Source organism: Kitasatospora sp. NPDC093806, assembly GCF_040683335.1.
Classification (GTDB): Bacteria; Actinomycetota; Actinomycetes; order Streptomycetales; family Streptomycetaceae; genus Kitasatospora.
Genome location: NZ_JBFBDO010000158.1, coordinates 1 through 12,253, shown reverse-complemented (window position 1 = coordinate 12,253; position 12,253 = coordinate 1). Strand labels below are relative to the sequence as shown.

Below are 12,253 nucleotides of genomic sequence, written 5' to 3'. Positions count from 1 at the left end.
CGGCGAGGTGGCGGAGCACCTGCGCCGCCGTGGCCTGGTCGAGATGGCGCCGGAGAGCGCCGTGGCGGCCCTGGTGCGCGCCGTGGGTGAGCAGGGTCAGCGCGAGGGCCGAGGCCCCGAGCGCGGTCCGCACGGCATGGCGACGGCCGGAATTACTACCTGACGATGACATGAACTTGTATTCCCCCTGTATGAAAACGCCTCGGCGCCGCCGGAGCGGCGCCGAGGCACTGCGCGGGGGAGTATTCCACTGCCCGTCAGCGGGAGGATCACCCACCCCCGCCGGACGGCGGGTCAGCGGCCGACCGAACCGTCCAGGGTCTCCCGGATGATGTCCGCGTGACCGGCGTGCCGGCCGGTCTCCTCGATCATGTGGACGAGCACCCAACGCATCGACGGAGCCTCGGCGTTGGGCCGCAGCGAACGCGCCCCGGGGACGTCCAGCCGGCCGGCCGCGGCGGCGATCACCTCGTTGGCGCGGGCGATCGCCTCCCGGTACGCGGCGACCGCCCCGGCCACCGTCGCCCCGCCGGCCGTCGGCGTGTCTGAGTTCAACGGCTCCGCCCCCTCGCCCCGGTAGGCCCAGACGAACCAGTTGAGTTCGACCACGGTCAGGTGCCGCACCAGCCACAGCAGACTGGTCCCGGACGGCACCCCCGCCCGCGCGGCGTCCTCGTCCGGGACCCCCTCCACCTTGGCGATCACACAGGCCCGCAGGTAGTCGAGGAAGGCGAGCAGCGTGGTGTGCTCGTCGGCGTTGATCCCCGGCGGGCGGAGGTCGTTGGGCTTGGGCGCGGTCTCGATGGTTTCGTCGGTCACAGCCGCCAGCGTAGGGGCCGAGCGGCGGCGCGGTCACCCTTCGGCCAGCCGTCCGTCAGATTGACCGAATACGGACGATCGCCAATTGTCCTTATGTCGCGACAAAATGACGACACGTCCACGAAACATCCGGCTGCCCCGCTGCTGACCACGCTGCTAGCGTTCCGGCCCGGAGCCGTGGCCACGCTCTTCCCACGAAGTACCCACTGACCGGACGTACCAAAGGAAGAGGGAGGCACCACCCCGTGACGAAGAAGACCCTCGGGCTGCTGACGCTGCTCGCCGCCCTGCTGACCGCTGTCCTCCCCGCCTCGCCCGCCTCGGCGAGTGGCGACAGCGTCATCAACCCGCCCGGCCACTACGGGCTGGCCACCCTGGTCTCGGCCCCCCGCTGTCTGGTGGTGTTCGCCAACGGCAGCATGGGCAGCCTGGCGTCGCTGACCACCTGCGGCAACTACGACGACCAGAGCTGGTATGTCCCCTCGGCCGGCCAGACCGGCGAGATCCGCAACAAGTTCAACGGCGGCTGCCTGACCGTCCAGGGGCAGAACCCCGGCGCGCAGGCCTTCACCTACTCCTGCACCGGCCTGGCCGACCAGCAGTGGCGGGCCGTCCTGGAACCGGGCCGCAACGGCGCGGTGACCTACCGGAACGTGAACAGCAACCAGTGCCTGACAGCCCAGGGCAATTCCGAAGGCACTGTCGCCATGCAGTACTGGTGCGGCCCCTACCTCGACCAGATCTGGCAGGCCTGACCGGGCGACCGAAGGAGCGGGGCCGGTGGCGGTACATCCGCCACCGGCCCCGCTCGCCGTTCGGCCCCCTGCGATCGGACCGTCACCAGCCCTGGGCGTGCAGCCAGTCGGCGAGGGCGCGGGCGCAGTCGTCGACGGACTCGCGCCAGGTGTGGCCGGCGTTGTCGCCCGCCTCGTCGCTGACGTGCTTGACCAGGCGGACCGGCAGGCCCGCGCGGTGGGCGACGGTGGCGACGGCGTAGCCCTCCATGTCGACCAGGTCGGCGTGCTCGGCGAGGCGGTCGCGGGCGGCCGGGTCGGAGACGAAGAGGTCGCCGGTGGCGAGGACCGGGCCGGCGCCCTTGCCGACCACCAGCGGGGCGCCGTAGGTGCGACCGGTGAGAGCGAAGAGGGCGGGGCTGTCGAGGTCGTGCTGGAGCACCTCGGTGACGGTGTGGATGCCCTCCCAGCCGGGGCGCAGGGCGCCGGCGGTGCCGAGGTTGACCACCTCGGAGGGGTGCGGGCCCTGGGCGAGGACGGTGGCCAGCGCGGCGGCGGCGTTGACCTTGCCGATGCCGGTGAGCAGCACCGGCAGGTGGTCGCCGAGGTGGGCGGCCTCCTCCCGGACGGCGACGACGAGCAGCGGACGGTCTGCGGAGATCGTTCCCAGAAGGCGCATGGCGCCCATCGTACGGAGGGGGCGCCCGCGCCACCGGACCGGCACAACCGGACACCACGACCGCCCTTCGGACGGACCGGGAACCGTAGGGGGTGGATCCCGCGTCGACCCGATCGCCGCCCGCTCCGTAGCCCTGAGGAGAGCGGCGGTCGGTGGTACGGCAGCTCAAGATCGGCGCAACTCGGGTGTGGCCGCGGGGAGTGACGGCCATACTGCTGGCAACGGCCGGGCCCCGGACACGGGGGGCGGGCCACAGGGGAGGGTGAGGCTGGTGGCGACACCGGTACGTACGGAGGGGCCGGGCGCGCTCGCGCCGCGACGGGTCAGCGCCCCCGCGGCGCCGGTCCGCGGGGGCGGGCCGGTCGCCCGGCTGGGGCGGGCCACCCGCACCGCGCCGGGACGGCTGCGCCTGGTCGGGGCACTGCTGGCGGTGCTGACCCTGGCGTTCGGCGGGCTGACCGCCGTCCAGTTGGACGCGCGCGCCGGGGCGGCGGAGCGGGTGGTCGACACCAGCCAGCCGGCCAGTCAGGCGGCCGCCGAGATCAACCGCTCGCTGGCCGACGCGGACGCCACGGCCGCCACCGGCTTCCTGCTGGCCGGAGCCGAGCCGAAGGCCGTCCGGGAGCGCTACGAACAGGATCTGCGCTATGCCTCCCAGCTGATCACGGAGGCGGTCGGCCGGACCGACGCCTCCACCTCGATCCGGGAGTCGTTCTCCAAGCTCAACCAGCAGGTGCCGGTGTACGCCGGACTGGTGGAGACCGCGCGGGCGAACAACCGGCAGGGCTTCCCGCTCGGCGGCGCCTACCTGCGGTACGCCTCCGAGCAGATGCGCACCGTGCTGCTGCCGATCGCCGCCGAGCTGTCGGCCGCCGAGAACAAGGAGCTGGCCGACGACCTGGCGGACGCCCGGGCCACCCCGTGGGCCGGGTACGTGCTGGGCGTGCTGGCGCTGGCGGCGCTGGGCTGGGTGCAGCTGATGCTGTTCCGGCGGACCAACCGGGTGTTCAACATCGGGCTGCTGGGCGCCAGCGCCGCCGTGCTGGCCTCGGTGCTCTGGCTGACCGTGGCCGCGACCGGCGCCGATTCGGCGCTGCGGCGCGGCGAGCGGGAGGGGGCGCAGCCGCTGCGGGTGCTCAACTCCGCCCGGGTGGACGTGCTGACCGCCCGGCTGGCGGAGAACCTGCACTACGTGGCGCGCGGCTCCAGCGGCAAGTACGCGGAGCTGTGGGGCACCACCACCAAGCACCTGCTCACCACCGAGGCCGACGGCCGCGGCCCGACCGGCACCCTGGCGGACGCCCTGCGGCTGGCGCCGCCGGACGCCCGGGGCGCGGTCGACCAGGCCCGCAGCGACTACCAGCAGTGGGGCGAACGGCACACGGCGGCCGGGCAGTTGGAGAAGGAGGGCGACTACCAGGGCGCGCTGGACGCGACCGTGACGGTCAAGGAGGCGGACGCGGCGAAGACGGCCGACGCCGCGTTCAACGCCGCCGACCAGCAGCTGGCGAAGGCCGCCGGCCTGGAGGAGGGCCTGTTCCGGGGCGCGGCCCTGGGCGTGGACGAGGACCTGCGCGACGCCGCCGCGGCGGTCGCGGTGCTGGGCCTGGTGGCCGCCGCCGCCGCGCTCGGCGGCCTCGGCCGGCGACTGGCCGAGTACCGGTAGAGGGGGCAGGGGAACGATGGACACCCACACGAACGCGGTCCGGCGGAGGCATCCGGTCCGGCGGGCGACCCGGACGACGGCGGCGCTGGCGCTGCTGGCCGCCGGCGCGCTGGTGCTCGGCGCAGGCGGGCCGCAGGGCGCGCCGTCCGCGCCGGCGGCCGCACCGGTGCTGGCGCAGCAGGACCGGCAGGAGCAGTCGGGTCAGTCGGAGCAGGCCGGTCCGTGCGACCTGTACAAGAGCGTCCCGCCGAGCGGCGAGGACGGCCCGGCGGTGAAGGCCATCAAGGCCAAGCGCAGCCTGGTGATCGGCATCGACCTGAACAGCTACCGCTGGGGCGCGCGCAACCCGAACAACGGCCAGCTGGAGGGCTTCGACATCGACCTGGCGCGGGCGGTCGGCACCGCGATCATGGGCGACCCGGACAAGGTGATCCTGAAGTCGGTGCCGACCGCCGACCGGATCAAGTTCATCCAGGAGGGCCGGGTCGACCTGATCGTGCGCACCATGACGATCAGCTGCGAGCGGATGGAGCAGGTGGCGTTCTCGCGGCCGTACTTCACCATGAGCCAGCGGGTGATCGTGCCCAGGTCCTCCTCGGCGAAGAACCTCGACGAGGCGCTGAACGGCACCACCGCCTGCGCGGCGGCTGGCTCCTCCGCGCTGGAGGAGCTGAAGACCCGTCCGCTGAAGAAGCTCGTCACGCCGGAGAACAACCTGGACTGCCTGGTGCTGATGCAACTGGGCCAGGTCGAGGCGACGATGACGGACGACGTCCTCGCGGCCAGCCAGGCGGCGCAGGACCAGACGGTGCGGGTGGTGGACGGCGAGGTCCGGCCGGGCGTGATGGGCATCGCGATGCTGAAGACGAGCACCGACCTGACGGCCCGGGTGAACCAGGTGCTCAACGACTACTACACGAGCGGCGCCTGGCGCGGCACGTACGACCGCTGGCTCAAGCCGTACCTGCTGAACGACGCCGACCACTACTGGCCGACGCCGCGGTGACGGCCGGGGGTACCGACGGTTCTCGGAAGACGGCGCCCGACCGGGCGGCGGGAACGCGCGCTAGGGTCGGGGCGAATTCCCTCGGGGTGGATGACCGGGGGACCGAGCAGGCGGAGGAGGGGAGAGAGCGATGGCGGCTTCGTCCGGCCCGGTGCTGAGCCGGGAGGAGGTGGACCGCGCGCTGGCGCGTCTGGGCGCGGAGCGCGACGCGGTCGAGTCCGCGCTGCTCTCGCTCCAGGACCACCCGGGCCTGCGGCTGCTCGACGGCGCCGAGCTGAGCGGGCGGACCCAGGAGCGCTGGTCGGTGGTCGGCCAGGGCCTGCCGCTGCTGTGGTCGCTGTTCGACCGCTACGCGGAGGCGCTCGCCTCCGCCCGCGCGGTGCGGGCCCGCAAGAGCCGGCCGGGCGGGCCCGAACTCGCCGAGCTGAGCGAGCTGCTGACCGGTGACGCGGTCACCGTGCCCGGCGGCGCGCCGGACGGCCCGCAGCGGCTCGGCGCACCGGCCCGGCTGGTCGAGCGGGTCAGCCTGGACGAGCTGATGACGAGGATGAACTCCTGGTACGCGACCGTGCTGGAGGTGGTCTCGGCCGCCGACGCGGTCTGGACGGCGCTGCCCACCCGGATCGACCTGCTGATCGCCGAGCTGCGCCGGGTGCAGACGCTGGCCGGCGCGCTCGGCGTGCACGTCGGCGCGCACCCGCTCGGCGACGACCTGGCCGCGCTGGACGCCGACCTGGGCGGGCTGCGGGCCGAGGTCCGCAGCGACCCGCTGGCGCTCTGGCGGCCGGCCCGGGTGCCCGCGCAGCGCGGGACGGTGCCGGACGGGGGCGCGCCGGCCACGCCGTCCGGGGTGGTGGACACCGAGCGGTTCGACCGGGCCGGGCGGGCGCTGGACGGCGTCCGGCTGGAGCTGGAGGACCTGCTGCGGCTGCGCGACGACGCCGAGGAGCGGTTGCAGGGCGTCGGCGACCTGCTGCAACGGGCCGACGCCACGCTGGCGGAGGCCCGGCGGGCGCGCGGCGAGGTGCTGGCGAAGATCGCCGCCACCGAGGTGCCGGCCGTGCCGGGCCCGGCCTCGGCGCTGCGCGAACGGATCGTGCTGGCACTGGAGTTGCGGCAGGGCGGGCAGTGGCACCGACTGGCGCCGCTGCTGGACGCGCTGGAGGACGCGGCCGCGAAGGAGCTGGCCCGGGCCCGGCAGGCGCTCACCGAGGTGACCCAGCCGCTGGCCGTCCGGGCCGAGCTGCGCGGGCGGCTCGACGCGTACAAGGCGATGGCGGCCCGGCTGCGGGTGGCCGAGGACCCGGAAGTGGTGGAGCGGTACGAGAAGGCGCGCTGGCTGCTGTGGAGCGCGCCGTGCGATCTGCGGGCGGCGGCGGGCGCGGTGGCCCGGTTCCAGCAGTCGCTGCGGCCGCCGGGCGAGCCGCCCGCCGCCGGAGCGGGAACCGGTGGGCAGGGCACCGGCGGGCAGGTCGCGGACGGACAGATTGTCGACGGACACGTTCAGGGGGGCTGAGGGTGATGGGCGAGACGTGCGTACGGCCGGAGTGCACCGGCACCGGGACGATCGACGCGGACGGTTACTGCGCGGAGTGCGGGCTCGCCCCGGCGGGCACCTCCTCCGTGCGGACCGGGTCGGTCACCGCAGCACCCTTAACGGCCGCGGGGCCGGGTGATCCCTGCCCGCGCGACTGCGCGGGGGCGATCGACCCGGACGGCTACTGCGACGAGTGCGGCCTCACCCCACCGGAGGCGCCCGGCGGCACGACCGGGTCCTACCCGGCCACCGTGTTCGTCTCCCGGGACGCCGACGGGAACAGTTCCCGGAGCGGCTCGGCCCGGGCCGGCTCCTCCCGCAGCGCCTCCTCCCGCTCACTGTCCGGTCGCTCCCGCGCGCACCGCTCCTCGCGCACCGGCAGCGGCCGCTCGGTCTCGGCGCGCTCCACCCGGGGCAGCTCCTCCGCCGCCCGGCACCGGCTCGGCGCCGGCCTGGTGACGGTGCCGACCGTCCCGGCCGCCGACCCGGCGCAGGCGGTGCTGGTCAACCCCGAGGTGCCGGAGCGCAAGCGGTTCTGCTCCAAGTGCGACGCCCCGGTGGGCCGGGAGCGGGGCGGAAAGCCGGGCCGCCCGGAGGGGTTCTGCACCAAGTGCGGCACCCCGTACTCGTTCACCCCCAAGCTGCGCCGCGGCGACCTGGTCGGCGGGCAGTACGAGGTGGTGGGCTGCCTGGCGCACGGCGGGCTCGGCTGGATCTACCTGGCGGTGGACCGGCGGGTCAACGACAAGTGGGTGGTGCTCAAGGGCCTGCTGGACACCGGGGACGAGGACGCGCTGGCGGCGGCGGTCGCCGAGCGCCGCTTCCTCGCCGAGGTGGACCACCCGAACATCGTGCGCATCATCAACTTCGCCGAGCACCCGGACCTGCGCACCGGCGCCACCGACGGCTACATCGTGATGGAGTACGTCGGCGGCAAGTCGCTGAAGGACATCGCCAACGAGCGCCGCGCCCAGGACGGCCGGCGCGACCCGCTGCCGGTCGAGCAGGCGATCGCGTACGGGCTGGAGGCGCTGCCCGCGCTGGGCTACCTGCACGCCCGCGGGCTGGTCTACTGCGACTTCAAGATCGACAACGTGCTGCAGAGCGGGGACGCGCTCAAGATCATCGACATGGGCGCCGTCCGCCGCTTCGACGACGACGGCGCGATCTACGGCACCATCGGCTACCAGGCCCCGGAGATCGCCACCCACGGCCCCTCCCCCGCCTCCGACCTCTACACGGTGGCCCGCACCCTGGCCGTCCTCACCTTCGACTTCCAGGGCTACTCCACCACCTTCCGGGAGAGCCTGCCCGGCCCGGAGTCCGTCCCGGTCTTCGCCGCGTACGAGTCCTACTACCGGCTGCTGGTCCGCGCCACCGACCCGGACCCGGCCCGCCGGTTCGGCTCCGCCGAGGAGATGGCCGACCAGCTGACCGGCGTGCTGCGCGAGATCCTGGCGCTCCAGGACGGCCGGGCCAGGCCCGCGCTCTCCACCCTGTTCGGCCCCGAACTGCGCGTCGTCGACAACGAGTTGGTGGCCCCCACGGTCCGGCCCGGCGAACTGCGGCTGGCCGCCGTCGACCCGGCCGCCGCCGCCCTCGCGCTGCCCGTCCCGCGGGTCGACCCGACCGACCCCAACGCCGGCTTCCTCGCCACCCTGCTGGCCACCGACCCGGAGGAGGCGCTCACCGCGCTCGACGGCGCCCCCACCGACTCCGTCGAGCGCCGGCTGCGCGCCCTGCGCGCCCTGCTCGAACTCGGCCGGCCGCAGCAGACCGCCGAGGCGCTCGCCGCACTGGAGAAGGACCACCCGGACGACTGGCGGGTGGTCTGGTACCGGGGCCTGTCCTCGCTGGTCGCCGCCGCCGACGCGGACGCCGACAGCGGTGAGGGCGACGCCGGGGCCGGGGCCCGCGAGGGGGCGCTGCGCTGCGCCGCCGAGGCCTTCGACGCCGTCTACGACGCCTTCCCCGGCGAGGCCGCCCCCAAGCTGGCCCTCGCCCTCTGCGCCGAACTGCTCGGCGACGGCGGCGACGCGGCCGAGTTCTACCGCCTGGTGTGGAGCACCGACCAGAGCTACCTGAGCGCCGCCTTCGGGCTGGCCCGGGTCCGGCTCGCCGCCGACGACCGGGCCGGCGCGGTCGCCGTCCTGGAGTCCGTCCCGGCCACCTCCAGCCAGTACACCCCCGCCCGGATCGCCGCCGTCCGGGCCCGGCTGCGCGAGCGGCCCGCCTCCGACCCGCTCGGCGCCGACCTCGGCGCGAGCTCCGAGCAGCTGACCGCGCTGCGCCTGGACGACCGCCGACGCGAGGAACTCTCGGTCGAGGTGCTCGGCGCCGCACTCGGCTGGGTGAGCGCCGGCTCCCCCGGCGAGACCGGCCTCGGCCGGACGACCGGCGAGCTCAGCGTGCTGGGACGGCCCGCGGTGGAACGGGAACTGCGGTTCGCCCTGGAGCAGTCCTACCGGGTACTCGCCCGGTTGGCCGACCGGGCCGAGACCAGGATCGAGATGGTGGAGCGGGCCAACCGTGCCCGCCCCAGGACGTGGGTGTGACAGATGCCGCAGCAGACCGTGTGCCAGAGCTGTGCCGAGCCGATGGACCCGGAGGACGTGTTCTGCGGGTCCTGCGGGGCGAGCCGGGACGGTCGGCCCGCCCCCGGCGCGATGCCGGCCGGCTGGTCCGCCGCCCGGGCCGGTGACGAGGACCACCCGCCGACCCTGCCCAACACCCCCGCCGTCCCCGCCCAGGGCGCCGTCCAGACCGTGCAGAGCGCGGTCGCGTGCGCGCACTGCGGCCTCCACCAGGTCACCCACGACGGCTACTGCGAGGCCTGCGGCCGCGCCCAGCCGCGCCCCCGCGACCACATGGAGAAGGCGCTCGGCGGGGTCGCCGGGGTCAGCGACCGGGGCCTGCGGCACCACCGCAACGAGGACTCCTTCACCGTCGCCGCCAGCTCGCTGCCCGGCGGCGAGCCGGTCGTGGTCGCGGTGGTCTGCGACGGCGTCTCCTCCTCCGACCGGCCCGACCAGGCCTCCGAGACCGCCGTCGACGCCGCCTCCGAGTCCCTGCTCAGCTCGCTGGAGGCGGGCACCGACCCGACCTCCGCGATGCGCCGGGCGATCGCCGACGCGGCCGAGGCGGTCGCCGCGCTCGCCACCGACGGCACCAAGCCGCTGCGCCCCGACGTCAACGCGCCCGCCTGCACCTACGTCAGCGCGATCTCCGCCGGCGGCCGGGTCACCATCGGCTGGGTGGGCGACACCCGGGCCTACTGGATCCCCGACGACCGGGTCTCCGCCGAGCCGTTCCGGCTCACCCAGGACGACTCCTGGGCCGCCCGGATGGTCGAGGCCGGGCTGATGGGCGAGGCCGAGGCGTACGCGGACCCGCGCGCCCACGCCATCACCGGCTGGCTCGGCGCGGACGCCGAGGAGGTCGTGCCGCACACCCTCGACTTCACCCCGCACGTCCCCGGGGTGCTGCTGGTCTGCACCGACGGGCTGTGGAACTACGCCGAGGCCGCCACCGACCTGGCGTACTTCGTCCGGCCGGACGCCCGGACCGAGCCGCTGGCCGCCGCCCAGACCCTGGTGAAGTTCGCCATCGCGGCCGGCGGGCACGACAACATCACCGTCGCGGTGCTGCCGATCGACCCGCCGGCGGCGGGTCCGGCGGCCGGGGACGGGTACCAGGAGGAGGACGGCCGGACCGCCACCGCCCTGGACCTGCCGGTGATCGGCGCCGCGGGCGTCGGCTCCGGCTCCGGCTCCGGGGAGAGCGACGAGGAGGAGTACGACCCGACCCTGCCGGACATCCCGGTGATCGGCTCCGCCGCCGCGCCGCTCCCGCCCGTCCCCCCGCTGCCCCCGCAACCGCCGCTGCCGCCCGCCGTCCCGCCCCGCCCGACCGTGCCCCCGGCCCGCTGACCCGGCCACCCCACCCCCCAGGGCCCGCGCACCCCGCGCGGGCCCTCTGACGGCCCACCCGCGCAGCACCGTCCGGCAAGGCACCACCCAGCTAGTCACCACAGCAAGGCACCCGCCGCCCCCGGCGGCGCCCCACCCCAGCGAGTCACCGCCCGCGCACCAATCGACCATCCGACGGGAGCCACCGGCCCACGGCCGCACCGGCCGCCGAACCACCGGCCCCACCCCGCCCCACCCGCCGCCCCCGGCGGCGCCCCACCCAGCGAGTCACCACCGCCCGCGCACCAATCGACCATCCGACGGGAGCCACCGGCCCATGGCAACACTGGCTAAGCCGAACCTGCCCAGGTTCGACGTGGAGATCTTCCAGAACGAGTTCCTCGCGGACGGCGCCCGCGAGGTGAACGCCATCGTCACCGTCACCGCGACCGGCGGCGGCACCTCCGGCGGCCGTCCGCTCGGCGTCACCGACGCCGCGCAGGGCGGCGCCGACGGGCAGTCCGCCGCCGTGGTGCTCCTGGTGGACTGCTCCGGTTCGATGGACTACCCGGCCAGCAAGCTGCGCGGGGCCCGCGAGGCCACCGCCGCCGCCATCGACACCATCCGCGACGGCGTCGCCTTCGCCGTGGTCGCCGGCACCCACGAGGCCCGCGACACCTTCCCCGGCGACGGCACCCTCGCGATCGCCTCGCCGGACACCCGCGACCGGGCCAAGGAGTCGCTGCGCCGCCTCACCGCGGCCGGCGGCACCGCCATGGGCGCCTGGCTGACCAAGGCCGACCAGCTGTTCCTGACCCGCCCCGACATCCCGATCCGGCACGCCATCCTGCTGACCGACGGCAACAACGAGCACGAGACCGCCGCCGACCTGGAACGCGCCATCGGCCGGGTCAGCGGCCGCTTCACCGCCGACTGCCGGGGCGTCGGCACCGACTGGAAGGTCGCCGAGCTGCGCAAGATCTCCTCCGCGCTGCTCGGCACCGTCGGCATGGTCCCGGAGCCGTCCGGTCTGGCCGAGGACTTCCGGTCGATGATGGCCGGCGCGATGGGCAAGCAGGTCGCCGACGTCGCGCTGCGGATCTGGACGCCGGCCAACGCGACGGTGAAGTTCGTCAAGCAGGTCGCCCCCGCGCTGGAGGACCTCACCGCCCGCCGGGCCGAGGCCGGGCCGCGGGCCGGCGACTACCCGACCGGCTCGTGGGGCGACGAGAGCCGCGACTACCACGTCTGCGTGGAGGTCCCGGCGGCCTCGGTCGGCAACGAGATGCTGGCCGCCCGGATCAGCCTGGTGCTGCCGCCCTCGGTCTCCGGGGGGACGCCCGAGGTGCTGTCGCAGGGCCTGGTCAAGGCGTTCTGGACGGACGACCTCGCCTCGTCCACCCGGATCAGCCCGCAGGTCGCCCACTACACCGGGCAGGCGGAGCTGGCCGCGTCGATCCAGGAGGGGATGGAGGCGCACCGCCTCGGGGACGTCCACCGGGCCACCGCCAAGCTCGGCGCCGCCGTCCGGATCGCGCACGCGTCCGGCAACGAGGGCACCTACAAGCTGCTCCAGAAGGTGGTCGACGTGGTGGACGCGAAAGAGGGTACCGTTCGGTTCCGTAACCACGTGAGCAAGGCCGACGCGATGCTCGTCGAGACCGAGTCGACCGTGACCGTCCGTGTGAAGAAGTGACCGCCGAAGCGCCGACCGGGCCGCGAACCGGCCGGGCCCGGCCCCGGCCGGCTGGGAATTGAGGGGGGACCTGATGCCGATCTGCCCGAGGGGCCACGAGTCGCAGGCCGAGGACTGGTGCGACTTCTGCGGTTTTCCGATGACGCCGCCGCAGCCGGTGCCGCCGCCGCCCGGCACGCTCCCCGGCGCCCCCGGGGCCCCGGGGGCG

The 12,253-nt window shown here is 75.0% G+C and carries 9 protein-coding genes; 7 read left to right on the top strand and 2 right to left on the bottom strand.

Translation table 11 applies throughout. The features are described 5' to 3' along the window. Nucleotides 1-294 precede the first annotated feature (294 nt). A complete protein-coding gene (locus AB0N76_RS37255; RefSeq protein ID WP_363565136.1) occupies nucleotides 295-819 on the bottom strand; it encodes a DinB family protein in 525 nt (174 codons plus the stop codon). Between the two features lie 245 nt (nucleotides 820-1,064). Here AB0N76_RS37255 and AB0N76_RS37250 point away from each other — a divergent pair, with 245 nt between their 5' ends. Then, complete coding sequence (locus tag AB0N76_RS37250; RefSeq protein ID WP_363565134.1) at nucleotides 1,065-1,574, top strand: RICIN domain-containing protein; 510 nt, start codon at nucleotides 1,065-1,067, stop codon at nucleotides 1,572-1,574. Nucleotides 1,575-1,656: 82 nt separating this feature from the next. Here the strand turns inward: AB0N76_RS37250 and AB0N76_RS37245 are convergent, their stop codons facing one another. Next, complete coding sequence (locus AB0N76_RS37245; RefSeq protein ID WP_363565132.1) at nucleotides 1,657-2,232, bottom strand: nucleosidase; 576 nt, start codon at nucleotides 2,230-2,232, stop codon at nucleotides 1,657-1,659. 271 nt (nucleotides 2,233-2,503) lie between these two features. On the opposite strand from AB0N76_RS37245, the gene AB0N76_RS37240 reads away from it, so the two are divergent. From AB0N76_RS37240 to AB0N76_RS37215, 6 genes are all read left to right on the top strand, one after another. After that, entirely contained in the window at nucleotides 2,504-3,898 is a 1,395-nt protein-coding gene (locus AB0N76_RS37240; protein WP_363565130.1) for a hypothetical protein, read from the top strand. A gap of 16 nt (nucleotides 3,899-3,914) precedes the next feature. Further along, on the top strand, nucleotides 3,915-4,904 hold the full coding sequence (locus AB0N76_RS37235; RefSeq protein ID WP_363565128.1) for a glutamate ABC transporter substrate-binding protein: 990 nt from the start codon (nucleotides 3,915-3,917) through the stop codon (nucleotides 4,902-4,904). Between the two features lie 130 nt (nucleotides 4,905-5,034). After that, entirely contained in the window at nucleotides 5,035-6,420 is a 1,386-nt protein-coding gene (locus AB0N76_RS37230; RefSeq protein ID WP_363565126.1) for a hypothetical protein, read from the top strand. A gap of 5 nt (nucleotides 6,421-6,425) precedes the next feature. After that, a complete protein-coding gene (locus AB0N76_RS37225; protein ID WP_363565124.1) occupies nucleotides 6,426-8,996 on the top strand; it encodes a tetratricopeptide repeat protein in 2,571 nt (856 codons plus the stop codon). Nucleotides 8,997-8,999: 3 nt separating this feature from the next. Then, nucleotides 9,000-10,370, top strand: a complete 1,371-nt coding sequence (locus AB0N76_RS37220) for a PP2C family serine/threonine-protein phosphatase (RefSeq protein ID WP_363565122.1) — start codon at nucleotides 9,000-9,002, stop codon at nucleotides 10,368-10,370. A gap of 316 nt (nucleotides 10,371-10,686) precedes the next feature. Beyond that, entirely contained in the window at nucleotides 10,687-12,045 is a 1,359-nt protein-coding gene (locus AB0N76_RS37215) for a VWA domain-containing protein (protein ID WP_363565120.1), read from the top strand. Nucleotides 12,046-12,253: the final 208 nt, after the last annotated feature.

Coding starts and splice junctions, on each gene's coding strand:
- AB0N76_RS37245 (WP_363565132.1), bottom strand. CDS start 2,232: ATGCGCCTTCTGGGAACGATCTCCGCAGACCGTCCGCTGCTCGTCGTC.
- AB0N76_RS37235 (WP_363565128.1), top strand. CDS start 3,915: ATGGACACCCACACGAACGCGGTCCGGCGGAGGCATCCGGTCCGGCGG.
- AB0N76_RS37230 (WP_363565126.1), top strand. CDS start 5,035: ATGGCGGCTTCGTCCGGCCCGGTGCTGAGCCGGGAGGAGGTGGACCGC.
- AB0N76_RS37225 (WP_363565124.1), top strand. CDS start 6,426: ATGGGCGAGACGTGCGTACGGCCGGAGTGCACCGGCACCGGGACGATC.
- AB0N76_RS37220 (WP_363565122.1), top strand. CDS start 9,000: ATGCCGCAGCAGACCGTGTGCCAGAGCTGTGCCGAGCCGATGGACCCG.
- AB0N76_RS37215 (WP_363565120.1), top strand. CDS start 10,687: ATGGCAACACTGGCTAAGCCGAACCTGCCCAGGTTCGACGTGGAGATC.